The organism is Kitasatospora sp. NPDC088391, from assembly GCF_044753345.1.
Taxonomy (GTDB): Bacteria; Actinomycetota; Actinomycetes; order Streptomycetales; family Streptomycetaceae; genus Kitasatospora.
Window position 1 is genome coordinate 832,124 of sequence record NZ_JBIVNB010000002.1, and the last position, 25,487, is coordinate 857,610.

19 protein-coding genes, 1 pseudogene and 3 CRISPR repeat arrays are annotated in these 25,487 nt (G+C 74.1%); of the genes and pseudogenes, 15 read left to right on the top strand and 5 right to left on the bottom strand.

Translation table 11 applies throughout. From position 1 onward, the window contains the following. The first annotated feature begins 276 nt into the window (after positions 1-276). From ACIQBJ_RS08115 to ACIQBJ_RS08165, 11 genes are all read left to right on the top strand, one after another. Entirely contained in the window at positions 277-1,083 is an 807-nt protein-coding gene (locus ACIQBJ_RS08115; protein WP_400705467.1) for an SAM-dependent methyltransferase, read from the top strand. Then, a complete protein-coding gene (locus ACIQBJ_RS08120; RefSeq protein WP_400705470.1) occupies positions 1,080-3,227 on the top strand; it encodes a putative bifunctional diguanylate cyclase/phosphodiesterase in 2,148 nt (715 codons plus the stop codon). Before ACIQBJ_RS08115 ends, ACIQBJ_RS08120 begins: the two co-directional genes overlap by 4 nt. Before the next feature lie 560 nt (positions 3,228-3,787). Next, positions 3,788-4,573: a glycosyltransferase family 2 protein gene (locus ACIQBJ_RS08125; RefSeq protein ID WP_400705473.1), complete on the top strand. Its 786-nt coding sequence runs from the start codon at positions 3,788-3,790 to the stop codon at positions 4,571-4,573. Then, positions 4,570-5,961 (top strand): glycosyltransferase family 2 protein, encoded by a 1,392-nt coding sequence (locus ACIQBJ_RS08130; RefSeq protein ID WP_400705476.1) that lies wholly within the window; start codon positions 4,570-4,572, stop codon positions 5,959-5,961. Before ACIQBJ_RS08125 ends, ACIQBJ_RS08130 begins: the two co-directional genes overlap by 4 nt. A 59-nt stretch (positions 5,962-6,020) precedes the next feature. After that, positions 6,021-7,268 (top strand): glycosyltransferase family 2 protein, encoded by a 1,248-nt coding sequence (locus ACIQBJ_RS08135; RefSeq protein WP_400705479.1) that lies wholly within the window; start codon positions 6,021-6,023, stop codon positions 7,266-7,268. Then, positions 7,265-8,653, top strand: coding sequence for a lipopolysaccharide biosynthesis protein (locus tag ACIQBJ_RS08140; protein ID WP_400705482.1), 1,389 nt, complete (start codon positions 7,265-7,267; stop codon positions 8,651-8,653). The genes ACIQBJ_RS08135 and ACIQBJ_RS08140 overlap by 4 nt, the downstream gene beginning before the upstream one ends. Next, the gene (locus tag ACIQBJ_RS08145; RefSeq protein ID WP_400705485.1) at positions 8,650-9,576 is read left to right on the top strand and encodes a glycosyltransferase family 2 protein; all 927 of its coding nucleotides are present in this window, start codon (positions 8,650-8,652) and stop codon (positions 9,574-9,576) included. The genes ACIQBJ_RS08140 and ACIQBJ_RS08145 overlap by 4 nt, the downstream gene beginning before the upstream one ends. Further along, on the top strand, positions 9,573-10,385 hold the full coding sequence (locus ACIQBJ_RS08150) for a polysaccharide deacetylase family protein (RefSeq protein WP_400705488.1): 813 nt from the start codon (positions 9,573-9,575) through the stop codon (positions 10,383-10,385). The genes ACIQBJ_RS08145 and ACIQBJ_RS08150 overlap by 4 nt, the downstream gene beginning before the upstream one ends. A 6-nt stretch (positions 10,386-10,391) precedes the next feature. Continuing rightward, positions 10,392-12,191 carry a glycosyltransferase gene (locus tag ACIQBJ_RS08155; RefSeq protein ID WP_400705491.1) on the top strand — a complete coding sequence of 600 codons (1,800 nt, stop codon included), beginning with the start codon at positions 10,392-10,394 and terminating at the stop codon, positions 12,189-12,191. Continuing rightward, positions 12,188-13,444: a family 16 glycosylhydrolase gene (locus ACIQBJ_RS08160; RefSeq protein WP_400705494.1), complete on the top strand. Its 1,257-nt coding sequence runs from the start codon at positions 12,188-12,190 to the stop codon at positions 13,442-13,444. Before ACIQBJ_RS08155 ends, ACIQBJ_RS08160 begins: the two co-directional genes overlap by 4 nt. Positions 13,445-13,505: 61 nt before the next feature. Further along, the gene (locus ACIQBJ_RS08165; RefSeq protein ID WP_400705497.1) at positions 13,506-14,804 is read left to right on the top strand and encodes an ATP-grasp domain-containing protein; all 1,299 of its coding nucleotides are present in this window, start codon (positions 13,506-13,508) and stop codon (positions 14,802-14,804) included. Between the two features lie 7 nt (positions 14,805-14,811). Here the strand turns inward: ACIQBJ_RS08165 and ACIQBJ_RS08170 are convergent, their stop codons facing one another. The 3 genes and pseudogenes from ACIQBJ_RS08170 to ACIQBJ_RS08180 form a co-directional block, all read right to left on the bottom strand. Next, positions 14,812-15,999 carry an FAD-dependent oxidoreductase gene (locus tag ACIQBJ_RS08170; protein WP_400705500.1) on the bottom strand — a complete coding sequence of 396 codons (1,188 nt, stop codon included), beginning with the start codon at positions 15,997-15,999 and terminating at the stop codon, positions 14,812-14,814. Positions 16,000-16,353: 354 nt separating this feature from the next. Beyond that, positions 16,354-17,358 carry a tyrosine-type recombinase/integrase gene (locus ACIQBJ_RS08175; protein WP_400705503.1) on the bottom strand — a complete coding sequence of 335 codons (1,005 nt, stop codon included), beginning with the start codon at positions 17,356-17,358 and terminating at the stop codon, positions 16,354-16,356. Positions 17,359-17,622: 264 nt separating this feature from the next. Then, positions 17,623-17,916 (bottom strand): annotated as a pseudogene (locus ACIQBJ_RS08180) (GTP cyclohydrolase); the annotation flags it as partial. 141 nt (positions 17,917-18,057) lie between these two features. Between ACIQBJ_RS08180 and ACIQBJ_RS08185 the strand changes: the two are divergent. Next, positions 18,058-18,186, top strand: coding sequence for a hypothetical protein (locus ACIQBJ_RS08185; RefSeq protein ID WP_400705506.1), 129 nt, complete (start codon positions 18,058-18,060; stop codon positions 18,184-18,186). 421 nt (positions 18,187-18,607) lie between these two features. After that, positions 18,608-19,551: a CRISPR direct-repeat array (repeat unit 28 nt; unit sequence GGACCATCCCCGCGGGCGCGGGGAGCAG). Positions 19,552-19,744: 193 nt separating this feature from the next. On the opposite strand, the gene ACIQBJ_RS08190 is transcribed toward ACIQBJ_RS08185, so the two are convergent. Together ACIQBJ_RS08190 and ACIQBJ_RS08195 are read right to left on the bottom strand one after the other, a co-directional pair. Next, entirely contained in the window at positions 19,745-20,137 is a 393-nt protein-coding gene (locus tag ACIQBJ_RS08190) for a hypothetical protein (protein ID WP_400705509.1), read from the bottom strand. Continuing rightward, positions 20,134-20,424 (bottom strand): hypothetical protein, encoded by a 291-nt coding sequence (locus ACIQBJ_RS08195; RefSeq protein ID WP_400705512.1) that lies wholly within the window; start codon positions 20,422-20,424, stop codon positions 20,134-20,136. The genes ACIQBJ_RS08190 and ACIQBJ_RS08195 overlap by 4 nt, the downstream gene beginning before the upstream one ends. Positions 20,425-20,719: 295 nt before the next feature. Next, positions 20,720-21,110: a CRISPR direct-repeat array (repeat unit 25 nt; unit sequence CCATCCCCGCGTGGGCGGGGAGCAG). 567 nt (positions 21,111-21,677) lie between these two features. On the opposite strand from ACIQBJ_RS08195, the gene ACIQBJ_RS08200 reads away from it, so the two are divergent. From ACIQBJ_RS08200 to ACIQBJ_RS08210, 3 genes are all read left to right on the top strand, one after another. Continuing rightward, on the top strand, positions 21,678-22,028 hold the full coding sequence (locus ACIQBJ_RS08200) for a hypothetical protein (RefSeq protein ID WP_400705515.1): 351 nt from the start codon (positions 21,678-21,680) through the stop codon (positions 22,026-22,028). Beyond that, complete coding sequence (locus ACIQBJ_RS08205; protein WP_400705518.1) at positions 22,025-22,285, top strand: hypothetical protein; 261 nt, start codon at positions 22,025-22,027, stop codon at positions 22,283-22,285. Before ACIQBJ_RS08200 ends, ACIQBJ_RS08205 begins: the two co-directional genes overlap by 4 nt. 623 nt (positions 22,286-22,908) lie before the next feature. Further along, the gene (locus tag ACIQBJ_RS08210) at positions 22,909-24,006 is read left to right on the top strand and encodes a hypothetical protein (RefSeq protein WP_400705521.1); all 1,098 of its coding nucleotides are present in this window, start codon (positions 22,909-22,911) and stop codon (positions 24,004-24,006) included. Between the two features lie 862 nt (positions 24,007-24,868). Further along, a CRISPR array of direct repeats spans positions 24,869-25,323; the repeat unit is 30 nt; unit sequence GGGGCCATCCCCGCGCGGGCGGGGAGCAGT. The last annotated feature ends 164 nt before the right edge of the window (positions 25,324-25,487 follow it).

The following is a 25,487-nucleotide window of genomic DNA, read 5'->3' on the forward strand; positions in this document are numbered from 1 at the left end:
GCAGAGTCTGCACGTGGGCGGCTGCCCGTTTTCCGGCCGTTTCCGGGAGCGCCGACGGGAGAGGAGTAGGGAGAGGGAGAGGGAGAGGCGCGGGCCCGCAGCGTCGCCGGACCGTCCCCGGACCGTCCCCGGAACGGACGGGGAGCAGACCCGGACGGAACCGGTCGGAACACGCCACCGATCGGCCCCACCGGCTTGCGATGCGGTTCCGGAGTGTAGGAAGATCTTTATGTCCTGTTGTCATTTTTCGACTGCCACGTCGGAAGGGGTGCCGTCATGGCGCGTCCGAATTGGGTGCCCGCAGGGACCGACCTCGACAAGCCGAACGCGGCCCGGGTGTACGACTACTACCTCGGCGGTTCGCACAACTTCGAGGTGGACCGCCAGATGGCCCGCAAGGCGATGGAGCTCTGGCCGGACCTGCCGATGATCATGCGGGCTAACCGGGCGTTCCTCCGCCGCGCCACCCAGTTCGTCGCCCAGGAGGGCATCAGCCGCTTCCTCGACATCGGCTCCGGCATCCCGACCTTCGGCGCCGTCCACGAGGTCGCCCGCGAGTACCAGCCGGACGCGCGCGTGGTCTACGTCGACATGGACCCGGTCGCCGTCGCGCACAGCCGGCTGATCCTGGCCGACGACCCGCACAGCCTGATCGTCGACGCGGACCTGCGCAACACCGCCGACCTGCTGGCCCGCCCCGAGGTCGAGGAACTGCTCGCCCCCGGCGAGCCCGTCGCGGTGATCCTGAACGCCGTCATGCACTTCGTCACCGACGAGGACGACCCCGCCAAGATCCTCGCCACCCTGCGCGAGGCGCTGCCCAGCGGCAGCATCCTGATCCTCTCGCACGCCTCCCTGGAGGGCCGCCCCGACCAGGCCGCCGGCCACCAGAAGCTCTACCGGTCGACGCCGACGCCGCTGACCATGCGCAACCGCGAGCAGATCACCGCCATGTTCGACGGCTACGAACTGCTCGAACCCGGCGTGGTCTACCTCCCCGAGTGGCACCCCGACGACGCCGAGTCGGTCGGCCCGCACCCCGAGCGGATGACCGGCATGGCCGGCGTCGGACGCCTGTCGTGAACGAGTCGCCGCTCACCGGCAACGGGTTCCACGCCGCGTGGGCGGCGATGCTGCGGAGCGGACACGGTGCCGCGGTGCGGCCCGGCGTGCTCAACCCGCTGATCGCCCGCACCTCCGAACTGCTGCACCGGGCCGCCCAGGAGCAGCGGTTCCGCCCCGAACTGGCCTCCCAGGTCGGTGCGCTGCTGATCGACAACCACTTCACCGACCCGCAACTGCTTTCCGACGCCGTGCAGTTGATCCAGCGTCAGCCGGTGCCGGACGAGCGCGGACCGGCGCTCAGCGGCGCCTTCGCGGCCGGCTGGGCGGCCGCCCTGCGCGAGCGCACGCTGCGCGAGCAGGAGGCGATCCGGCTGGCCGCCGACACCGCGCGCCAGGAGGTGGAGAAGGCGCTGCGGGTCTCCGAGGCCCGCTTCCGCGCCCTGTTCGAGTCCGCGGCGATCGGCATCGGCCTCGGCGACACCGACGGCAACATCCTCGCCGTCAACCGCGCCCTCGGGGAGATCTTCGGCGGCGGCCCCGAGGACATGCAGGGCGTCCGGGTCAACGACCTGGTCCACCCCGAGGACACCCCCGGCGTGTGGGAGGCCTACGAGGACCTGATCAGCGGCAAGCGCGAGTACTTCCAGTTCGACAAGCCGTACTACCGCAGCGACGGCGAGGTGGTGTGGACCCACCTGACGGTGTCGCTGATCCGCGACGACGACGGCTCCCCGCTCTACCAGGTCGCCATGCTGGAGGACGTCACCGACCGCTACCGCCTCCAGGAGCGGCTGCGCCACCAGGCCACCCACGACCCGCTGACCGGCCTGCCCAACCGGGCCGCGTTCTTCGAGCGGCTGGAGAAGCTGTTCGAGGACCCGGAGCCGGACGCCCGGTTCGGCCTCTGCTACGTCGACCTGGACGGCTTCAAGGTCGTCAACGACAGCCTCGGCCACGACATGGGCGACCAGCTGTTGACCGCGGTGGCCGGCCGGCTGGAGTCCGCGCTCACCCCGCTCGGCCACCTGGTGGCCCGGCTCGGCGGCGACGAGTTCGTGGTGCTGCTGGAGAACTGCCGCGGCGAGCAGGAGGCCGTCGCCGCCGCCAAGACCGTGCTCGCCGCGCTCACCAAGCCCGTGGTGATCGGCGACCACCGGCTCGCCGTCGGCGCCAGCGTCGGCGTGCTGGAGCGCCGGATCGCCACCACCACGCCCGGTGCCGCCGTCCGGGCCGCCGACCTGACGCTGTACCGCGCCAAGGAGGCCGGGCGCGGCCGCTGGACGCTGTTCGACCCGAAGGAGAACGCCCGCGCCGTCAGCCGGTACGCGGTGTCGGTGCGGATGCCCGCCGCGCTCGACCACGGCGAGTTCTTCATCGACTACCAGCCGATGATCGACCTCGGCACCGGCGCCATGTCCGGCGTCGAGGCGCTGGTGCGCTGGCGCCACCCGCAGCTCGGCGTACTCGGACCCGAGGAGTTCGTCGGCGTCGCCGAGGAGACCGGGCTGATCATGCCGCTCGGCCGCTGGGTCCTGGAACAGGCCTGCGAGCAGGCCGCCGACTGGGTGGCCAGGTTCGGTGACCGGGCGCCCCGGCTCAGCGTCAACCTGGCGGTCCGGCAGGCCCGCAACGCCGGGCTGGTCGGCGACATCGACCGCATCCTGCGCCACACCGGGCTCGACCCGTCGATGCTGCAGCTGGAGATCACCGAGTCCACCGTGGTCGGCCCCGAGGACGAGGCGCTCAAGGCGCTGCACGCCCTGGTCGACATGGGCGTCTCGCTGGCCGTCGACGACTTCGGCACCGGCTGGTCCAACCTCGCCTACCTGCGCGACCTGCCCGTCTCCAACCTGAAGATCGCCGGCTCCTTCGTCGGCGACCTGCACGACCCCGCCAAGGACACCCACCTGGGCTGGCGGATCGTCAGCGGCCTGGTCTCGCTCGCCCACACCCTCGGCCTGTCCGTCACCGCCGAGGGCGTGGAGACCCGCGCCGACGCCGAACGGCTGCGCCTGATGGGCTGCGACCTCGCCCAGGGCTGGCACTTCGGCCGCCCCGTCCGGCCCGCCGAGATCGCCCGTCGGATCGCCGAGGCCGACCTGGCGGACCTGGCCGACCTGGAGGCCGGACTGCCCGCCGACCGGGCCGACCGGGACAGCTGACACCGACCCGACGCGGGCCGACCGGCCGGTATCGACCGGACGGGGGCCGACCGGGACGGCTGACACCAACCGGACGCCGGCCGGCACCGCCCGCCGGAGCGGCGGTTTCGGACAACGCCCTCCCGCCCCCGCCGGTACCGCCCGGCGGGCCGCCCCGCCGGGTTGGCGGAATCAGACACAACGGGGCAAAGGTGATTGACAGTTCGCCGGTGCGAGGCGGACGATGAGACCCTGACTCCGCCGGACGGGCACCGTCCCGGGCCCGGCCGAGCAGGCCCACCCGCGGCGCGCCGCGCGCGCCCCGGACGGCGATCGCCCTTCCGCGGCGTCGACCGTCCACGCGGGACGGGGCGGGGGACGGGCAGGGGAGCCCGGCACGGGGGAGCAACCCGGGGGACCACGCACCGCGGCCGCCACGGCCACCGCACCGACGCCCGAGGCCCGAAGCCCGAAGCCCGAAGTCGGGCCCCGGACGCCGGCACATGAAGCCGGGCGCCGCACTCCACCCTCCGCACGGGCACCGCCGTGCCCGCCGCCGCCTCAGCGAGAGGCACACCACGATGAGCGCCACCCTGCCCACCGGGCAACCTCCCACCCCTCCCGCCCCCGACCCGTCCGCGGGCGACCGCCCCCGGCGCCGCGCCGGCGACTACACCAGCCGACACACCGTCAGCCTGGTGGTGCCCGCCCGCGACGAGGCCCGCAACATCCCCTGGGTGTTCGAACAGATCCCGGCCTGCGTCGACGAGGTCATCCTGGTCGACGGCTCCTCCCAGGACGCCACCGTGGCGATGGCCCGCGCCTGCCTGCCCGCCGTCCGCAGCGTCCGGCAGGACGCCCCCGGCAAGGGCAGCGCGCTGCGCACCGGGTTCGCCGCCGCCACCGGCGAGTACATCGTGATGATCGACGCCGACGGCTCGATGAGCCCCGGCGAGATCCCGCACTTCCTGCACTTCCTCGACCACGGCTACGACTTCGTCAAGGGCTCCCGGCGGATCGCCGGCGGCGGCTCGCTCGACCTCACCCCGATCCGCGCCCTCGGCAACAAGGCGCTGCTGCTGATCGCCAACCGCCTCTACGGGGCGCTGCTGACCGACCTCTGCTACGGCTACTGCGCGTTCCGCCGCAGCTTCCTCGCCGAACTCGACCTGCACGCCCCCGGATTCGAGATCGAGGCGGAGATGATCGTGCACGCGCTGCGCTCCGGACTGCGGATCGCCGAAGTCCCCAGCCTCGAACTGCCGCGCCGCAGCGGACGCTCCCACCTGCACGCCGTCGCCGACGGCCGCCGGGTCCTGCGCACCCTGCTCGCGGAACGCCCCGGCGCGGCGGGAGCGGCGCGATGAACGGCGGCGACCGGCGCGGGCACCCGGCCGACCCGCGGCCGGCCGCGCCCCACCCGCCGCACGCCCCCGTCACCGTCGTCGAACTGGACCTCGACGACCCGGGCGAGGTCCGCGCGCCCGGCGGCCGCGGCCCCGCCGCCCCCGACGGGCAGGTGTCGGCCCTGGTCCGGCTGCACGGACACCCGCTCGGCATGGTGCGCGCCACCGGCACCGGCGGCCGGCCCGCCGCGCTCGCCCGGGACCTGGTCGCCGCCGCCCACCGCGAACTGCCCGTCCCCGCACGCTCCACCGCCGTCCCCGCAGCCGGCCTCAGCCGCACCGACCGGGACCGGGCCCGGTCCCGGCACCCCACCGTCAGCGTGGTCGTCGCCACCCACAACCGCCCCGGGACGCTGCGGCGCTGCCTGGACACCCTGCTGCGCTCGCCCTACCCGCACTACGAGGTGCTGGTCGTCGACAACGCCCCCGCCGACGACCGCGCCCGCCGCCTGATCGACGACCACTACCGCGACCGGGTCCGCTACCTGTGCGAGCCCGTCACCGGCCTGGCCAGGGCCCGCAACCGCGGACTGGCCGCCGCCCGCGGCGAGTTGACCGCCTTCGCGGACGACGACCTGGTCGTCGACGAGGGCTGGATCGACGCCCTCGCCGACGCCTTCGACACCGACCCGGCGGTCGGCTGCGTCACCGGCCTGGTGCTGCCCGCCGAACTCGACACCCCCGCCCAGCGCGCCCTCGAACAGTACGGCGGCTACGCCCGCGGCTACCGCGCCCGCACCTGGTCGCTGGCCGACGACGACCCGCTGCTGCGCTTCTCCGTCGGCCGCTGCGGCTCCGGCGCCAACATGGCGTTCCGTACCGAACTGCTGCGCCGCCTCGGCGGGTTCGACCCCGCCACCGGCGCGGGCACCCCCGCCCGCGGCGGCGAGGAACTGCTGGCCTTCCACCGGGTCCTCGGCTCCGGCGCCGCCATCGCCTACCAGCCGGACGCCATCGTCTGGCACCCCCACCCCCGCACCGAGGACGAACTCGCCCACCAGGTCTACAACTTCGGCGCCGGCTTCGGCGCCTACCTGACCGCCGCCGTCACCCACCGCCCCGCCACCCTCGTCCCGCTGGTGCGCCGCCTGCCGCGCGGCCTGTGGCAGTGGGAGGCCGCCCGCCGGGCCCGCGCCGGGCAGGCCGCCCGCCGCACCGGGGCGGACCCCGGCACACCCGCCCCCGCCGGACTGCCGCCGCACCTCGGCCGGCGCGAACTGTGCGGCCTGCTGTACGGCCCGCTCGGCTACCTGATCAGCGTCCGCCGCCAGCACGCCACCGACCGGCACGCCGCCGACCGGAACGCCGCGGCCGCCGGTCCCGCCGCCGGGAGGGGTGGTCGGCGATGAACGGGCCCGTGCCGCAGGGGAGTCGGGAACCCGCGTCGGGATGGGCCGCGGTGCTCGGGGTGCGCGGGCAGATCCCGGACGCGCCGGCCGCCGTGGTCGACTACGACCCCGACCGGCCCGGCGGACCGCGCCGCCCCGACGGGCGCCCCGCCGACCCCGACGGCCGGGTGCTCGCCCTGATCCGCCACCGGGGCCGCCCGCGCGGACTGCTCGCCACCACCGCCGACCGCGACGAACCCGCCCTGCTGGAACGGACGCTGGCGGCCGAGGCGGCCCGGATCGGCGCCCCCCGGAAGGACCGGCCGGCCCCGGCCGGCGGGCCGCTGGTGAGCGTCGTCGTCTGCACCCGGGACCGCGACGCGATGCTGCGGCAGTGCCTCGACTCGCTGCTGCGCAACGGCCACCCGCGGACCGAGTACCTCGTCGTCGACAACACGCCCGGCCGGGCGCCCCGCGAGCGGCCGTTCGGAGACCGGCTCTCCGGAGACCGGCCGTCCGACGGCCCGGTCCGCCACCTGCGCGAACCCGTCCCCGGCCTGGCCAGGGCCCGCAACCGCGGACTGGCCTCCGCCCGAGGCGAGTTGATCGCCTTCACCGACGACGACACGCTCGCCGACCCCGGCTGGGCCGCCGCCCTCGCCGCCCGCTTCGCCGACGACCCGGCGATCGGCTGCGTCACCGGCCTGGTGCTGCCCGCCGAACTCGACACCCCCGCCCAGGCCGCCTTCGAACGCCACTGCGGCTACGCCCGCGGCTTCGCTCCCGCCAGTTGGCGGCTCGACCGGCCGCCCGCCGACGACCCGCTGTTCCCGTTCACCGTCAGCCGCTGCGGCACCGGCGCCAACATGGCGTTCCGCACCGAACTGCTGCGCCGCCTCGGCGGGTTCGACCCCGCGATCGGCGCGGGCAGCCCCGGCCGCGGCGGCGAGGACCTGCTGGCCTTCCTCCAGGTGCTGCGGTCCGGCGCCACCCTCGCCTACCAGCCCGACGCCCTGATCTGGCACCGCCACCGCCGCACCGGACCAGAACTCGCCGACCAGGTAAGCAACTTCGGCATCGGCTTCGGCGCCTACCTGACCGCCGCCGCCCTGCACCACCCCGCCCTGCTGCCCGCCCTCGCCGCCCGCCTGCCGCGCGGCGCCCGGCAGGCGCTGCGCCGCGGCGGCGCCGACCCGGCCGCCCGGCCGCCCGACCCCGTCCTCGCCGCCCTCGGCCGCCGCGAACTCCTCGGCCTGCTGCACGGCCCGGCCGGCTACCTGCGCGGTGCCCGCGCCCGCCGCCGCACCGGCGAGAGGGCCGAACCGTGACCACCCAACAGGACGCCCCCGCCCGGCCGAGCACCTTTCCCGCCCTGCTGCGCGCCGAACTCGCCAAGACCCTGCGGGAACGGACCGCCCCGGGGCACGGCACGGACCCGCGGCACGCGGCGAAGGCACGCCGCCGCCCGGTCGAACCGCTGCTGCGCAACGGGCACATGCTGGCCGGCAGCGCGCTGCTCTCGGCCGCGCTCGGCGCCGTGTTCTGGGTCCTCGCCACCCGCTGGTACAGCCCCGAGACGGTCGGCCGCTGCACGGCGACCCTGTCGGTCGCCGGGCTGCTGTCCGGCCTCGGCCGGTTCAACCTCGGCGACGTGCTCACCCGGTTCGTGCCCACCGCGGGCCGGCACACCCGCTGGCTGGTGCTGCGCTGCTACGCCGTCAGCATCGGCGCCAGCGGCCTGGCCGCCGTCGGCTTCCTGTTCCTCGTCCCCTGGATCTCGCCCGAACTCGCCTTCCTGCGCGACCCGTTGCCCGCCGCCGCGTTCCTGGTGGCGACGGCCGGCTACTCCGTCTTCGTGCTCCAGGACGGCGCGCTCACCGGGCTGCGCCGCACCGGCTGGGTGCTCGGCGAGAACGCCCTGTTCAACGTCGTCAAAGCGGTCCTGCTCGGCCTGTGCGCCGCCCTCGCGGTCTCCGCCGGCATCCTGGTCGCCTGGTCGCTGGCCCTGCTGGCCGCGATCGCCGTCACCAGCACCGTGCTGTTCCGGCACGCCATCCCCGCCCACCAGCGCGCCGACCGCGCGGGCGCGCCCCGGCCGCGCCGGGTCCTCGGCTACGCCACCGCCGACTACTTCGGCAAGACCGCCGCCGTCGCCTGCGGCACCGCCGTCCCGCTGCTGGTGCTCGGCCGGCTCGGTGCCGGCCCGGCCGCCTACTACGCGCTGGCGTACATCATCGCCGACACCTTCTACGCGGCCGTCACCTCGATGGGCGGCTCACTGGTCGTCGAGGGCGTCCGCGACCCGGCCCGACTCGCCGAGTACGGCCGCCGGATGCTGCGGCACGCCACCGCGCTGGTCGCCCTGCCCACCCTCGCCGTCACCGCCGCCGCGCCGCTGCTGCTGCTCCCGTTCGGCACCGGCTACGCCGAGCACGGCACCACCGTCCTGCGGCTGATGGCCCTGTCCGCGCTGCCCAACGTCGTCCTCGGCGTGGCCGTCGAGGTGGCCCGGGTCCGCCGCGCGCTGCGCACCCTGCTGCTGCTGGAATTCGGCTCCGCCGGACTCGTCCTCGCCCTGGTCGCCGTGCTGCTGCCGCCGCTCGGCCTCACCGGCGTCGGCCTGGCCTGGCTGATCGCCGCCTGCGCCCTCGCCGTCCCACTGCTCGCCACCCTCCCGCGGTGGCTGCCCGCACCGCCCAGGAGGCCGGCATGAGCCCCGCACCCGCCACCGTCACCGTCGTCGTCTGCGCCTACACCCTCGACCGGTGGAACGACATCGAAGCCGCCGTGGCCTCCGTCCGGGCCCAGCAGCGACCCGTCGACGAACTGCTGCTGATCGCCGACCACAACCCCGAACTCGCCGCGAAAGCAGCCGGGTTGGAAGGAGTCACGGTGCTCGCCAACAGCGGCCCGCGCGGCCTGTCCGGTGCCCGCAACACCGGCGTCGCCGCCGCCCGCGGCGAAATCGTCTGCTTCCTCGACGACGACGCCACCGCCGCCCCCGACTGGACCAGCCGCCTGCTCGACGGCTACCGCGACCCCGCCGTCCTCGGCGTCGGCGGACTGGTCGCCCCCCGCTGGGACGGCGGCCGCCCCGGCTGGTTCCCGCCCGAGTTCGACTGGGTGGTCGGCTGCACCCACCGCGGCACCCCCCGCCGCCCCGCCGCCGTCCGCAACCTGATCGGCGCCAACATGTCCTTCCGCCGCGCCGCGCTGCGCGAGGCCGGCGGCTTCCGCACCGAACTCGGCCGGATCGGCACCCGCCCGCTCGGCTGCGAGGAGACCGAACTCTGCCTGCGCCTGACCCGCCGCCACCCCGGCACCCGGCTGCGCTACGACCCCGCCGCCGTGGTCCGCCACCACGTCCCCGAGACCCGCGCCGCCTGGGCCTACTTCCGGGCCCGCTGCTGGGCCGAGGGCCGCTCCAAGGCCCGGGTCGCCCGCCTCGCCGGCCCGCACGGCGCCCTCGCCGAGGAACGCCGCCACCTGCGCCGCACCCTGCCCGCCGCGCTCGCCCGCGACCTGCGGCACGCCCGCCTCACCCGCGCCGCCGCCCTGTGCGCCGGCACCGCGCTCACCGTCCTCGGCTACGCCGCCGACACCGCCGCGGCCCCCCACCTCGGGAGGCGGCCGTGAACGCGATCCCCGTCCTGCTCTACCACTCGGTCTCCGACCACCCGCCCGAATGGCTGGCCCCCTACACCGTCACCCCCCGCACCTTCCGGGTCCAGCTCGACCGGCTCCAGGACGCCGGACGCCGGATCGTCCCGCTGCGCCGCCTGGTCGCCGCCCTGCACGGCGGCCCCGCGCTGCCGCCCGACGCCGCCGTCCTCACCTTCGACGACGGCTACGCCGACTTCTACTGGACCGTCGCCCCCGAACTCTCCGACCGCGGCCTCGCCGCCACCCTCTACCTCACCGTCGGCGCGATCCACCCGCCCGGCGGCCGCGGCTCCGGCAGCCTGCTGCCCGCCACCCCCATGCTGAACTGGCGCCAGGTCGCCACCCTCGACACCCTCGGCATCGAGATCGGCGGCCACTCCATGACACACGTCCCCCTCGACACCGTCCACGGCGCCCGCCTCGACGACGAGGTCACCGGCTGCAAGCACCGCCTCGAGGACGCCCTCGGCCACCCCGTCGCCGCCTACGCCTACCCGCACGGCTACTCCAGCCGCACCGTCCGCGCCAAGGTCCGCGAAGCCGGCTGGACCTCCGCCACCGCCGTCGAGAACAAGTTCAGCTCCGCACAGGACGACCCGCTGCGGATCTGCCGCCTGATGATCCACCAGGACACCCCCGCCCGGGTCTTCGACCAGTGGACGCTCGGCCGCGGCGCCCGCACCGGCCCCCTCCCCGAAAGCCTCTACACCCGCGCCTGGCGCACCTACCGCCGGGTCCGCACCGCCCTCGGCAGCCCCGTCGGCGGCCCGCCCCGGAGCTGAACCGCCATGACCGGCACCCGCACCGCCCACCCCGACCGGGCCACCGGCCCGGCCGACCCGCCGACCCCGCGGACCGGCCGCCACGTCCGGCGGGCCGCCTACGGCGCACTGCCGGTCGCCGTCGCGCTCTGGCTGCTCTCCCTGCGCGGCGTCCGGCTCGACCGGATGACCGACCTCGGCCTGCTCCAGGTCCTGCCGCCCGCCTACTGGGCCGCCCTCGCCCTGCTCGCCACCGGCTTCGTCCTGCTGCTGCGCCTGCCCCGCCCGCCCGCCGCGCTCGCCGCCGGCTACGTGCTCGCCCTGATCGCCGCCGTGCACGCCACCCCCAGCCTGCTCTACCCCGGACCGCGCTACGCCTGGGCCTGGAAGCACCTCGCCGTGGTCGACGCGATGCTCCGCCACAACGGCGCCGTCCCGCACGCCGACGGCCTCGACATCTACAACCAGTGGCCCGGGTTCTTCCAGCTCAACGTGCTGCTGCTGCGCGCCACCGGCTTGCACTCCGCGCTCGGCTACGCCACCTGGTACGAGCCGCTCGCCAACCTGCTGCTGCTCGGCCCGCTGCTGCTGCTGTTCAGCGCCCTCACCCGCGACCCCCGGCTGGTCTGGGGCGGCGCCTTCCTCTACTACGCCACCAGCTGGGTCGGCCAGGACTACTTCTCCCCGCAGGCCTTCGCCTACCTGCTGTACCTGCTGACGCTCGCCCTGGTGGTGCGCCGCCTCTCCCCGAACGGCCCGGCGCCGCACGGCGGTTGGCGGACCGGACCGTTCCTGCTGCTGCTCGTCCTGATCGCCGCCGTGGTCACCTCCCACCAGCTCACCCCGCTGATGCTGATCAGCGCCCTCGCCCTGCTGGCGGTGCCCCGCCGCAACCGGCGGACGGTCCTGCCCGTGCTCGCCGCCGCCGTCGCCCTCACCGCGCTGTGGGACACCACCGTCGCCCGCCGCTACGTCGCCGCCAACCTCGGCGACCTCACCGGCGCCCTGCTCTCGCCCGACCGCAACGTGCTGTCCGGCGTCGCCGGACTCGGCGCCGCCGCCCCCGGCCAGGTCCTGGTCTCCTGGACCGACCGGGCCACCGCCGCCGCCGTCCTGCTGCTCGCCCTCACCGCCCTGCTGACCGACCGCCGCCTGCGCCGCACCGGCCTGCCCGCCCTGCTCGCCGCCCCGCTGCCGCTGCTGCTCGCCAACCCCTACGGCGGCGAAATGATCTTCCGTGCCTACCTGTTCGCGCTGCCCGCCGCCGCCTTCCTCGGCGCCACCCTGCTGTTCGGCGGCCGCACCCCCCGCCCCTCCTGGCACACCCCCGTGACCTGCGCCGCCGTCCTCGCCCTGCTCACCGGACTGATGCTCGGCAACTACAGCAAGGAGGCGATGAACTGGTTCAGCACCCAGGAGATCGCCGCCGTCGACTACGTCGCCGCCACCGCCCCGCCCGGCTCCCGACTCGTCTCCGTCACCGCCGACCTGCCCGGCGGCGAACGCCGCTACGACCAGATCGAACGCACCGTGCTCGGCCAGCTCTCCGCCGACGACCAGCGCCGCCTGGTCACCGACCCGCTCCCCGTCGTCAGCCAACTCATGGACGACCCCCGCACCACCGGCCCCTCCTACCTGATCCTCACCCGCGCCCAGGCCGCCGAATGCGCGCTCACCGGCCGCCTGCCCGCCGGCACCGTCGACCGCGTCCACACCGCCGTCGCCGCCTCGCCCCGCTTCCAGGCCGTCTTCACCACCCCCGACGCCGTCGTCTACCGCTACCTGCCGCCCGTCGCCGCACCCGGCGGCCAGGGAGGTGCACCGTGACGAGCCACCCGCTCCACCGCCGCCCCACCCCCGCCCGGCTGCTGCTCGCCGCCTCCGGCTGGGCCGCCGTCCTCAGCACCGCCCTGCCGCCCGGCAACCCGCTCCGCGCCACCGTCGCCGCCGCCTTCCTGCTGACCGGACCCGGCACCGCCACCGTCCGACTGGCCCGCCCCCTCCCGCACCCCACCACCCTGCCCGGACGGATCGGCCTCGCCGGACTCGCCGTCGGCACCGGCCTCGCCCTCGCCACCCTCACCGCCGAGGCCCTGCTGCTCACCGGCACCTTCACCACCGTCCGCGCCCTCGGCCTGCTCGCCGCCCTCACCACCGTCGGCGCCCTCGCCCCCACCCGCCCCTGGCGCCCCGCCACCCGCCACCTCGCCCCACTGGCCGCCGTCCTCACCCTGCTGCTGCTCGCCGGCTGCTCCGGTCTCGGCAAGGGCGACCCCCCGGCCGCCGGCCCCGACGGCCACCCCGCCGAAGCCGCCGAAGCCGCGGCCGCCCCCGGCAACGGCAGCGCCCCCGCCGCCGCCGGACCCTGGCACAGCGTCCTGCGCGAGGACTTCTCCGGCCCCCGCCTCGACCACGGCACCTGGGCCACCTGCTACGACTGGAACGTCGACGGCTGCACCAACGGCGGCAACGGCGAAACCGAGTGGTACCTGCCCGGCCAGGCCACCGTCCAGGACGGCGCCCTGCACCTCACCGCCCAGCGCCGCGCCACCACCGGCAGCGACGGCAAGCAGTACCCCTGGACCTCCGGCATGGTCACCACCGGCCGCGACAGCTGGAACGCCCAACCCCGGCAGACCTTCACCTACGGGTACTTCGCCGCCGCCGTCCGCTTCCCCGGCCCCGCCGAAGGCTTCTTCCCCGCCGTCTGGCTGATCCCCGCCGACACCCGCTCCGCCCCGCCGGAACTCGACATCGCCGAATTCCCCGGCACCGACGACTCCGTCAACATGAACCTGCACTGGCGCACCGCCGACGGCCAGGACGCCCACACCGGCACCACCTGGGGCCCGGTCCGACTCGCCGACCGCTACCACGTGGTCGCCGTCGACTGGGAACCCGACTCCGTCACCTGGTACGTCGACGGCGTCCAGCGCTTCCGGATCACCGACCCGGCGCGCGTCCCGCACGTCCCGATGGAGCTCGTCCTGAACCTGGCGGTCGGCTACCCCTCCGCCCCGCCCGCCGACGTCACCGCCGCCCGGTTCGACGTCGACTGGGTGCAGGTCTGGCAGCACTGAACTCCCTTGCCAAGCAAATGAACTGACGATCCTGACCGGCGAACGGAAGAGGTGGACCACCGTGCCGCACAGCGCGCCGACCCGAACCGCCCGCACCACCCGCATCGCCCGCACCGCCGGAACCGGCCGCACCGCCCGGCCCGAACTGGACCGCGGCGTACCCGTCCTGATGGTCCGGATCGGCCACTACCCCTCCTCGCACAGCCCGATCGGCGCGATCCGCTCCTTCGGACGCCTCGGCGTGCCCGTGCACGCCATCGTCGAGAGCCGGTGGACCGCCACCGCCGCCTCGCGCTACCTGACCGGCGTGCACGTACGGCCCACCACCGGGAGCGAGCCCGACGCCGAACTCGTCGACACCATCAGGTCGGTGGCCCGCTCCATCGGCCGGCCCGCGGTCGCCGTCTGCACCGACGACGAATCCGCCTGCCTGCTCGCCGAACACGCCGCCGAACTCGCCCCCGACCTGCTGCTGCCGCCCGTCCCCGCCGACCTGCCGCGCCGACTCGCCGACAAGGGCGGCCTCGACCGGATCTGCCGCGAGCACGACGTCCCCGCGCCGCGCTCCGCCACCCCCGCCGACCTGCCCGAACTCCTCGATGCTGCCCGTGACTTGGGCTATCCGCTGGTGCTGAAGAACCTCGCCCCGTTCAGCCGCCTCGCCCACCCGATGGTCGGCCACACCACCGTGGTCCGGCACGAGTCCGAACTGCGCGCCCTCGACCCCGGCGGACACCGGTCCCTGCTCCTCGCCCAGGAGTTCCTGCCCCCCGAGCACTGCGAGGACTGGTTCACCCACCTGGTCTGCGGCCCCGGCGGCGAACCCCTGCTGGTGTTCACCGGCCGCAAGGAACGCGCCTGGCCGCCCGGCGGCGGCTCCACCACCCTCGCCCACTCCCTGCCCAACCCCGAACTCGCCGCCCTCGCCGCCGGACTGTGCCGCCGCATCGGCTACAGCGGCATCGCCGACCTGGACTGGCGCCACGACCGCCGCGACGGCCGGTACAAGCTCGTCGACTTCAACCCCCGCCAGGGCGCCCAGTTCCGGCTCTTCGAAACCACCGGCGGCATCGACGTGGTCCGCGCCCTGCACCTCTGGCTGACCGGCCGCCCCGTCCCCGACGCCCCCCAACTGGTCCGCCGCTTCCGGGTCGGACGCCTCGACCTGCTCTCCGCCGCCGCCCACGCCTGGCACGACCGCAGGCCGCCGCGCCACCTGCTGCCCGTCCGCGGCACCGTCCGTGCCTGGGCCTGCCGCGACGACCCCCTCCCGATGCTCCTCGAAACCGCCCACAGCGCGGGCACCAACGCCGCCCGCGCCGCCGGACAGGTCAAGAACCGCATCGGCGGCAAGAACTGACGACCCGTCAGTTCCGCCGCGCCAAGGCGCCGGAGAGCCGACGGGCCGCGAAACCCGTGCCGCAGACGAAACGCATCACCGGGCCGAAAGTGTCCGCCGCCGCCAGACCCGCGAAGTACAGCCCCGGCACCGAGGACTCGAAACCCGCCGACAGGCGCGGCGCGCCCCCGTGCGTCCGCAGCGCCCGCCGCAGCACCGGATCGAGCAGCTCCAGCCGGGCCACGTCCACCCGGTAGCCGGTCGCCACCAGCACGTGCTCCGCCTCCACCGGCTGCGCCCCGCCCGCGAGACGCAGCAGCACGCCGCCGTCGACGGCCTCCGCGCCCGTCAGCGGCCGCCCGGCCAGCACCGGCACCCGGCCCTCGAAACGCCCGCGCAGCCACCACGCGCCGGCCGGGCCCAGCACGGTGCGGACCAGGCGCGCCCGGGTGCGGTCCGGCAGGTGGCGGAACGCGGCGGGGCCGCGGCTGACCGCGAGCAGCGGCCAGCCCGGGCCCAGCGGCGAGACCGGCGAGCGCAGCCGGGCCGCCCGGCCGGGGCGCGCCGCGCCGTCCGGCGGCGTCCCGAACAGCACGTCCGGGCGGCGCACCACCACCACCGGGTCGGCGCCCGCCTCGCGCAGCAGCGCCGCGCCCTCCAGCGCGGACTGCCCGGCGCCGACCACCGCGACCCGCCGACCGGCGTACGCCGCCGGGTCGCCGAACCCGCTCGCGTGCGAGGCCAGCCCCCGCTCCCGCAGCTCGCGCAGCACCGGCGGCACCCACGCGTACGGCGGGAAACCGCTTGCCAGCACCACCGCCGAGGCCCGGAACGCGGCGCCGTCGGCGAGCTCCACCCGCAGCCCCCCGGCATCCCGTCCGACCGCGGTCACCTGCTCGCGCTCCACCTCGGGCACGCACCGCCGCTGGAACCACTCGCCGTACCGGACGAACTCGTCCACGGGGATCGCGTACCGGCCGTCCACCGCCGCCTCGCCGCAGTCGCGGCGGAAGTCGGCGAAGGAGTGGCCGGGGCCGGGCGCCGCGATGCCGGACGCCGCGGGCGTCGACTTCAGGAACATCCCGGGCGGCATCCGCTCCCGCCAGCTCTCCATCGGCACACCCAGCACCCGGACCGGCACCCCGCGCGCCCGCAGGTGCGCCGCCACCGCCAACCCGTACGGGCCCGCACCCACCACCGCCACCGGCACAGCCATCGGAAGCCTCCTCCGTTCGGCTGCCTCCAGCATGCGACGCCCGCCGACCTGTGGCATCCGTACGCCGCGGCCGTCCTCGGGCCGGCCGAGGGCGGTGTCGGCCCGATAGGTGTCCTGGGGTGGCGGACCACCCCTCCACCTTGTTCCCGACCTGCGGAAACACCCCGAGGTCGACGGGTGCCCGTCTGCCCGGCCTGCGGCCGGACGGCCGGTGCTCGCCGTCGCGGACCGGTGGATCGCGGCCGAGTGCTCCCGCAGGCACTCCATGATCGTCAGGCGACCGGCCCATGAACGACAGGCCAGAGTCGACGAGTTCTGTGGGACTCCGGCCGGTGGGTTGCTTTCCCGGATCGTTCAGCGCTGCCGGGCCGGTGGCCTTCGCTCGGTGACCGGTCGGACCGGGTGCCTGTCACCGGTGCGGCGGAGGACGGCGGGGTCGGTGGGTTGGGGTTGGGTGGTGCGGCGGAGGGGTTCCATGCGTTGGGGGAGGGGGTGCCAGCCGGGTTGTCCGGCCATGTCGGTGTTGAGGTCGTGGACGGCGCGGGCGTAGGCGCGGGCGAGGCCGCGGACGTGGAGGGGGAGGCCGGGGCGGGGGTGGCCGCTGGGGGCGATGCTGACCCACAGGGCGTCGGTGGTCTCGTTGCCGGGGCCGGGGGGCTCGGCGCCGTCGCGGAGGGTGAGGCGTCGGCGGGCGGTGAGCCAGTGGCGCAGGGCGGCGCGGGTGGTGGCGGAGAGGGTGACGGTTTCGACGGTGGGCGGGGTGCGGGGGTCGCGGTGCTGGGGGAGGCGGGTGAGGCGGATCGTGCCGCGGTGGAGGTCGACGTCGTGGGTGCGCAGGGCGCAGAGTTCGCCGGCGCGGCAGCCGGTGTCGAGGACGGTGGCGATGATCGCGAGGATGCGGGTGCGGGCGTCGTCCTGGCCGGGGCGGGTGGTGTGTTCGAGGTGGCCGAGGAGGATGCTGCGGGGGCGGGCGGCGACCGTCTCGCGGAGTGCGACGGCGGGTCGGTGGCGCTCGGGGAGGGTGAGGGGGAGGCCCGCCTCCGAGCCGAGGATGCGCAGGCAGTTCTCCCGGACGCGCATGGAGGCGGGGGAGGGGTGCTCGGGTCGTGCGGTGGGTTTGCGGCGCAGCAGGCCCTGTTCGGCGGCGGTGAGGTAGGCGGCGAGGGTGTCGGGGGCGAGGAGTGCCTCGAGGGAGCGGGCGGCGGTGGGCGGGAGCGTGCCGCGTTCCAGGGCGGTGCGCAACTCGCCGGTGATCCAGCGCAGTTGTTTGGCGCGTGAGGGGCCGGTGGGCGGCTCGCAGGCGCGGTCGGCCACGGCGGTCAGGGCCTCGATCGAGGGTGCTGTGGGGGTGTCCGCCATGGACGCCACCCTAGTGCGGGGAGCGGAGGGTGCGGTCGGGTGCCGGTCGGTGGGTGGCTCCCGCGTTCGGCTGTGTCGACAATATGATGAATAACTGGCTTGAGGCGCGACCGTGTACGCGGGGCCGGGTCGGTGGTGCCCTCCGCGGCCCGGCCACCCCGTCCTGTGGTGGCCGTCCTTCGGCAGCCGGTGACGGGGCCGGACCGACGAACGGAAGAGTCGGACGAAACTGCCCGGCCGTCGTCCCTCGACGTGCCGAACCCGTCAGACGACGGGGGTGGCGAGGAGGTCGTGGGGGAGGAGGGTGGTGGTGCCTCGGAGTTTGGCGCGCAGGTAGGTGAGGTTGTGCGGGGTGGTGTGGACGCCGGTGGGGATGCGGTTGTGCACCTGGATCCCGAGTGCCTGGAGCTGGCCCGACTTGTCGGGGTTGTTGGAGAGCAGGTCGACCGTGGTGGTGTCGAGGGCGGTGAGCATCTGGGCGGCGGCGCTGTAGTCGCGGGCGTCCTCGGGGAGGCCGAGGGCGGTGTTCGCGGCGTACGTGTCGTATCCGAGGCCCTGGGGTGACGGACCACCCCTCCACCTTGTTCCCGACCTGCGGAAACATCCTGAGGTCGACGCTTACGCGTCTGTCGGGCTTGTGGCGGGGCGGCCGGTATTCCGCCGCGGACCGGCGGATCGTGGCCGAGTACTCCCGCAGACGTGCCATGTTGGCTCTGCCTCGGCGTCCTCGTCCTGGCCCAGTACCGCGCACGGCAGGCGACCGGCGAGAGCGCCGGCCTGCCCCACGAGAAGGTCCGCGCCCAGCTCGGCCTGGGACCGACCGCTTGAGCTGCACGATCGTCCGGGACGAGCCGGCCATCAACGCCGCCGCCCGGTTCCTCAAAGACGACCCCGAGGGCCTGCGGCAACTCATGAACGCCGTCGACCTGCTCGCCACATCCCCCGCGCCCGCCGGGCAGCACCGAATACGGCTCCGCCGACCTGCGCCGCATGCACGCCGGCCACTACTGCGTGATGTACGAGATCACCGAGACCACCGTCACCGTCATCGTGATCCACCTCGGCCGAATCGGCTGAACACCCACCACACCCCCGGAAAATCCCGGCCACCAAGAACCATCACCGCAGGGGCCATCCCGCGGGCGCGGAGAGCAGCCCTTGCCCTCCTTCGGCTCCTCGAACGCGGCGAAACCATCCCTGCAGGCCGCGGGGAGCAGGTACTGGAGCTCGAGACCGACGAGACCGGCGCGGGGCCATCCCCGCGCGGCCGGGGAGCAGATGTTTGCCGTCACCCCTCGACAGCGGCAGGGCGGGTCATCCCCGCGGGCGCGGGGAGCAGGTCGTTCTTCTGTCCGCTGTCGCCGACCTACAGGGACCATCCCCGTGGGCGCGGGGAGCAGGACGTGTGTGTGGCCGAGGAGATCGACGGCGTGGGACCATCCCCGCGGGCGCGGGGAGCAGACCGCTGTCTCGGCGGAACAGTCGATCGCCATGGGACCATCCCCGCGGGCGCGGGGAGCAGTCACCTGCCCGGCCTGTGGACACCGCGGCCCTGGGACCATCCCCGCGGGCGCGGGGAGCAGACCGACGCGACGGCGGCGCGGACGGCGTAAGGGGGACCATCCCCGCGGGCGCGGGGAGCAGGGGGGTGAACCCCACGGGGCGCTCGTGCGGTCCGGACCATCCCCGCGGGCGCGGGGAGCAGTGCGCGCAGATCAGTAAGGCGCTGCCGGTCGGAGGACCATCCCCGCGGGCGCGGGGAGCAGGAGAACGCGGACATGGTGCTGCGGAGGGCGTGGGGACCATCCCCGCGGGCGCGGGGAGCAGAGGGCCAAGTCCGCGACCATCTCGCTACCAGCGGGACCATCCCCGCGGGCGCGGGGAGCAGTGCCGGAAGGTGAGGCCGGCCTCCAGGGCCGCGGGACCATCCCCGCGGGCGCGGGGAGCAGCTTACAGAATTTTCGCAAGGGTGCTTAGGAAAGGGACCATCCCCGCGGGCGCGGGGAGCAGTCGATCTTCTTCGCGACGATCGGGTTGGACTCGGGACCATCCCCGCGGGCGCGGGGAGCAGTTGCGGCCGGTGCGGCCGGTGCGGCCGGCGGGGGGACCATCCCCGCGGGCGCGGGGAGCAGAGGGCCAAGTCCGCGACCATCTCGCTACCAGCGGGACCATCCCCGCGGGCGCGGGGAGCAGTCTTGTTGACCTGCGGTGTTATGCGGCGGCAGTGCGGGAATCCGCCATCTTCCGGGATTCGGTCATAAATGACATACCGTCACCTTCCATGTGTCGAGACGAGCCCTGTACTCCGCTGGGGAAGGAGGTTGTCGGTCGGATTGTGCTGTGGAGGTGTCAAGGGGCCTGGAGTACGGCGTCGGAGCTCCGGTGTCTACGGTTCTAGGCGGGGGTCGTCGATGTTGACGGTGGCGATCCCGGGCGGATACAGCTCCGGGCGGGCGGTCAGGATCAGGTGCTGTTGCGGGCGCACCGGGGTGGGCAGGCTCGTGGCGATGGCGTGGGCCACGTCCTGGCCTCCGTACCCGTCCCGGACCATGGTCGCCACCACCACCGCGGACGTCGCGTCCAGGGGCTCGAACTCGAGCGCCGGCAGTGCCAGGACCGCCTGCGCCGCCCCCTCGTCCCCGAGCTCCGCCTCCACGAGACACAGTAACGGGACCAGCAGGTGCTGGAACGGGCTGTGCAGCGCGGAGTCCACGATCCGGTGCAGGCGCGGATGACCGGCGGCCAGCGCGGCCAGCGCGCTCGAATCCAGGACGATCACGCGCTGCGCCGGGGAGCGACCTTGGCGCGCGCGTCGGCCGCGGCGATGTCGTAGACCCGCTGCAGCAGATCCGGGCCCCGGTCCAGCTCCGCGTCCGGCAGCGTCATGCCGAAGTGCTCCCGCAGCAGGCGACGGCCCTCCGCGACGCGTTCGGCGATCTGCTCCGCGGTGGGCTGCTGCTCTACCAGGAGGGCCACCTGGGCGCCGATCGTGGTGCCGCGGGCCGCCGCGAGAGCGGCCAGCCGGTCGCGCGTATCAGGGGAGACCTTGATCGTCGCATCAGCCATACCACGATCGTACCCTGCTGGTACACCAATGGTGTACCAGCAGGGGAGGGCACTCTTATGGAACCCGCGTTCGGGAAGAGGACTCGATTAACGTGGTGACACCGGAGTTGTAGTGCGGCTGGCGTTTGCGGAGAGGACGACCGGCGAAGGATCGCACGTCGGCACGTGAACGGCTGACCTCCGCAGTCGCGGAGAGGGCTCGCCGTGATCCTGCCCCTCCCCTCCTTGACCGGCTGACCTCCGCGGCTGCGGAGAAGGCCAAGACCCGTCGATCACAATGTTCGGGCCCTGCGGCTGACCTCCGCGTGGGCGGGGAGCAGGCAACGCCAACAGCGCAGAGATCGAGTTCCGCGGGACCATCCCCGCGTGGGCGGGGAGCAGCCCGGATCGGCGGCCAGGGCGTCCAGGAGGTCGGGACCATCCCCGCGTGGGCGGGGAGCAGCGGGCGTTCCGCCCCACCATGACGTCGCCCGGGGGGCCATCCCCGCGTGGGCGGGGAGCAGAGGTCGCCGCGCAGGGCGCCGACGTCGATCCCGGGACCATCCCCGCGTGGGCGGGGAGCAGCTGTACCCGTTCATCCGGCCCGTGGAGGCGATGGGACCATCCCCGCGTGGGCGGGGAGCAGCAGGAGCAGCAGGAGCAGCACGCGATGAACGTGGGACCATCCCCGCGTGGGCGGGGAGCAGTCTTGTTGACCTGCGGTGTTATGCGGTGGCCGTGCGGGAGTTCGCCATCTTCTGGGATTCGGTCATAAGCGACATACCGTCGCCTTCTCTGTGCCGAGACGGGTCTTGCGGTCGGCGAGGGAAGGTGGGCGCCGGTCAGGTGGTGCTGTGGAGGGCTCAAGGAGTATGGCGGTGTGGGGCGATGCTCCCACAGCTGTACGACACGGCAGCGCGATCCACCGAACCCACCCACCCGCACCCGTGGTGGGGCCGGCGCGGGCCGACGGCTCCACCACCATGGACGGGACAATCCCCGCGCGGGCGGGGAGCAGCCAGCCACAAGCCTGCGGGACCACCTCATGCAAAGGAAGAACAGCTGAGTCACCTACTCACGTGAGCAGGTGGCTCAGAGCCGTCTTTCGTGTCAGCGAAGAGGGTGGAGGGGACACCGTCTGCTGGGTTTGCCCGTTGGCTGACCTCAGCGGATGCGAGGTCGGCCATATTGGAGGACGGCTGGCTTCTGGGGGTGCGTGAAGTGCGTCCTGCGGAGCGAGTAGCCTCGCAGCAGACGAGAGAGGGAGTGGTGCGATGAGTCAGCCCCTGCACGACGGGGTCGAGCTGATTCCCCGGCCCGAGCAGAGTCCGGCCGCGCTCAAGGCCGCCCTGGCCGTTGTCGCCGCTGACCGACTTCCCGAGATGGTCGACGGGCAGACGAAGGCCATGGCCGAGGCCATCACCACCGGCAGCGTCCAGCCCATCCGCTCGTTCGTCGCGCACTGGGCCGCCGTCGTGGAGATCGAGCGCCATCCGGCCACCGCCCAGGCCTGGCACCGGGCGAACTACCTCGCCAACCACGCCGGCACCGTCCAGGAGTGCCGCCAGCACGCCGTCACGGTCGCCGAGCTCTACCGCGCCGCCTACGCGGCGGTGAACGGATGACCTGGAGCTGGGAGTACCTGCCCAGCGAGCAGCACGTCACCGCCGGAGCCCCGGCCGACTTCCTCGACGCTGTCCAGCACCGGGCCGCCGAACTGGTCCGGGCCGCCGAGGCGCTCTACCTGGACGGGACCGTCTACCAGGGCAGCGGCGAGCCGATGCGCTACCTCGACGTCGCCGGCGGCCTCCTCGCCTACTACGTTGTCCCGCGCCTCGAACTCGTCGTTCTCTGCCAGATCACACCACCACCCGCCCTCTGATCCCGCACCCGTACCCATACCCTCTGGTGAACCGGAATCGGAGACCACCCCCACGCTGGCGGAGAGGACGCGGTGTTGTCCACCGCCGCGGCCTGGCCGCGCGAGCGGGGAGCAGCGCTCATACCGGCGTCGAGGCCGTCCCGGCCGGGCCGCTGGCGCCATCCCCGCGCGGGCGGGGAGCAGTATTGACCTGGGGCGTTATGCGGTGGCAGTGCGGGAATCTGCTACTTTCCGGGATTCGATCATAAGTGACATACCGTTATATTTACTGCCTCGGGGCGAATGCTGCGCTTCGTAAGGAAGAGGGGGTCGGGCCTAGTTTCGGCTGACCTCCGCGTTCGCGGAAAGGACAGGTAGCTGCCGGACCAGGTGGCGGCGTAGGTCGGCTGACCTCCGCACCGACGGGGAACAGGGCATCGCCGCCATGCTGGTGCCCTCGGCGATGCCGGTGTGCCCGCTGTGGGTGCCACGAGCCGGAAGCCGAGCAGCTTCGGGCCTGCTTCCGCCGACAGCGCGTCAGCCCCGCACGGAAGCACAGCAACCATCTCAGCGAAGACGGCTGCCTCCGGCCCTCGGCCCCGCCATCATGTGTGTACCGACCACACATCCGTCCTGGGGGGGACATGGCCGACAGCCGCACCGATCAGATGAGTTGGCAGGTCTTACGGCTCCGGGCCCGGTACCGCGTCTGGAGGCGGCGTGCCAACCGCCGGGCGGCCGAACCGTTGACCAGCAGACTCGACGCAGTTGCCCGGCGCCTCGATCTGGAGGACCGCGAGCTCCCCCATACCCGGGCTGCGCTCTACGTCCTGCGGCCCGCCGCCAGCTTCCCCTGGTTCCTTGTCGTAGTGGCATTGGCGACGTTTGTCGCCGCAGTCCGGCTCTCCCCGGTGTTGGAGGGGCTCGTTCTCTCCGCCGCGGACCGAGCGGCTTACCGGCACCTGGATGTTGTGGAGCACTTCCTCCGCTCCTACGGCCAGGCCTTCCACCATTTCACTGCCGAGGGGAACAAGCCCGGTCCGCTCGGCATCTACGACTTCCTGGTCAGCCTCACCCTCGTAGCCCTCACCTTCCTGCCGGCGATGCTGCTGGGAAGCACCGGAGTCGGCCGCTCCACCAGCTTCCGTTACATGCTCAATCTCAAGGTCCTGACCGCGCTCGACGCCTGCGCCGACGCCGCCGAGGTCCCCGCGGTCGCCCGGCAGCGCAAACTCCGCAAGCTCGACCGTGCCTGCCGCAACGTCGAGGATGCCGTCTTCGGGGCCCACCGCAGAGCAGGCACCATCCCCCGACGCTCGCCCCGTCGCGCCCTCGCCCGCCAGCATGCGGCCAAGGTCGTGGCGATCCTGCGCGAACAGTCCGCCCTCCTCGACACCGACCCGCAGCGGGGATTCAGGGACCTGAGCCGGACACTGGCCACCATCGGCGAGAGGTACGCCGCAGGCCGGGTCGGCGCTCTGCTCGACACCGACGGCTCCCAGGCCCAGCCGGTGTCCCCCATACGGGAAGCGGTGATCGAGACCGTCCGACTGGCCGTCGCGCTCGTCGTGGCGACCGCCACCGCCGCGCTCACCTCCGCCCTGCTGCCCGAGCTCCCCGTCCGAATACCCGAGCAGGCCCAGAGCTGGATCGTCTTCGGCCTCTCGGCCACCACCGCGCTCCTGGTCTCCGGCTGGAGAGTGTTCTCCAAGATCGTGGATCTGATTCCCGGCCGCAAGTGACACCGCCGGGCCGAGCAAACACCTGCGGGTCCTGACCCCGAGGAACGGGACCTGCGGTGCCCAGACCGTGACCGATCGCGATTGGGACTGGGGCATCCCCGCAGGTGCGGGGAGCAGTTCGCGTCCTCCAGCATGGAGAGGCTGACGCCGGGGCCATCCCCGCAGGCGCGGGGAGCAGGTGAAGAAGCCCTTCGGCTCGCCCCAGACGGCGGGGCCATCCCCGCAGGCGCGGGGAGCAGTGGCCGAGCGCGGGCAGATCACGCAGCATCACGGGACCATCCCCGCGGGCGCGGGGAGCAGGGGATGTCGCGCCAGGTCCGGGCGGGGCGAGTCGTAGCAGGGGGTCATCCCCACGTGGGCGGGGAGCAGACGCGGAGTGGGGAGCAGGCACCAGGTCCGAGGGAGCCATCCCCGCGCGGGCGGGGAGCAGGGCCTCCAGTTTGAGGAGGAGTTCGATGGCGCGGGGCCATCCCCGCGCAGGCGGGGAGCAGCGGCTATCTCCTGGCCTCCGGGGCGCAGGCCCAGGGGCCATCCCCGCGCAGGCGGGGAGCAGTCTTGTTGACCTGCGGTGTGATGCGGTGGCAGTGCGGGAATTCGCCATCTTCCGGGATTCGGTCATAAGTGACATACCGTCACCTTCTTTGTGTCGAGGCGGGTCTTGTGCTTCGCGGGGGAGGAGAGAGCGATTGTCGGGTGTGGTGTCGCCCGAGTGATGATGTGCCGGGTGGTGCTGTGGAGGTGTCAAGGAGCGTGGTGGTGCGGGCGCATGCTCCCACGGCCCTCCGACGCCACGCCGTGGCCGCCCCCGCGGAGGCGCGGAACAGGCGGGGTTGCTCTGGCCGGCAACAGCGGCCAAGGGATCAGGTCATCCCCCGCGCGGGCGGGGAGCAGAGGTCGTAGGGCTGGTTCTGGCTCAGCGGGTCGGGGCCATCCCCGCAGGCGCGGGGAACAGCATGATCTCTTCGAGCGCATGGCCCGAGGCGAGGTGCCATTCCCGCAGGCGCGGGGAGCAGTCGGGGTTCAGCTCGTCCATCCACTGGGCGATGGGGCCATCCCCGCGGGCCCGGGGAGCAGTGTGGTGTGGGCCCTACGACCATGGCGGGTCAGGGGCCATCCCCGCGCGGGCGGGGAGCAGGAGATCCGCGGCATCGAGCAGTGGCCCGACACGGGGCCATCCCCGCGCGGGCGGGGAGCAGTTGCCCTTGGGCGACGGGTCCGGGCGGGGCGGGGCCATCCCCGCGCGGGCGGGGAGCAGTGAAGCGTCGGTGGCGGAGTGCGTCCAAGCGTGGGGCCATCCCCGCGCGGGCGGGGAGCAGTCTTGTTGACCTGCGGTGTCATGCAGCGGCAGTGCGGGAATTCGCCATCTTCCAAGATTCGGTCATAAGTGCCATACCGTCACTTTGTCTGCGTCGAGACGGGTTTTGTGCTTCGCAGGGGGAGGAGAGGGCGGTTGTCGGGCGTGGTGTCGCCCCAGTGATGAT

Excerpts from the sequence above, each read along its gene's own strand:
- ACIQBJ_RS08130 (WP_400705476.1), top strand. The coding sequence starts at position 4,570 with ATGAACGGCGGCGACCGGCGCGGGCACCCGGCCGACCCGCGGCCGGCC.
- ACIQBJ_RS08205 (WP_400705518.1), top strand. The coding sequence starts at position 22,025 with ATGACCTGGAGCTGGGAGTACCTGCCCAGCGAGCAGCACGTCACCGCC.
- ACIQBJ_RS08115 (WP_400705467.1), top strand. The coding sequence starts at position 277 with ATGGCGCGTCCGAATTGGGTGCCCGCAGGGACCGACCTCGACAAGCCG.
- ACIQBJ_RS08200 (WP_400705515.1), top strand. The coding sequence starts at position 21,678 with ATGAGTCAGCCCCTGCACGACGGGGTCGAGCTGATTCCCCGGCCCGAG.
- ACIQBJ_RS08175 (WP_400705503.1), bottom strand. The coding sequence starts at position 17,358 with ATGGCGGACACCCCCACAGCACCCTCGATCGAGGCCCTGACCGCCGTG.
- ACIQBJ_RS08170 (WP_400705500.1), bottom strand. The coding sequence starts at position 15,999 with ATGGCTGTGCCGGTGGCGGTGGTGGGTGCGGGCCCGTACGGGTTGGCG.
- ACIQBJ_RS08210 (WP_400705521.1), top strand. The coding sequence starts at position 22,909 with ATGGCCGACAGCCGCACCGATCAGATGAGTTGGCAGGTCTTACGGCTC.
- ACIQBJ_RS08125 (WP_400705473.1), top strand. The coding sequence starts at position 3,788 with ATGAGCGCCACCCTGCCCACCGGGCAACCTCCCACCCCTCCCGCCCCC.
- ACIQBJ_RS08155 (WP_400705491.1), top strand. The coding sequence starts at position 10,392 with ATGACCGGCACCCGCACCGCCCACCCCGACCGGGCCACCGGCCCGGCC.
- ACIQBJ_RS08195 (WP_400705512.1), bottom strand. The coding sequence starts at position 20,424 with ATGGCTGATGCGACGATCAAGGTCTCCCCTGATACGCGCGACCGGCTG.
- ACIQBJ_RS08145 (WP_400705485.1), top strand. The coding sequence starts at position 8,650 with ATGAGCCCCGCACCCGCCACCGTCACCGTCGTCGTCTGCGCCTACACC.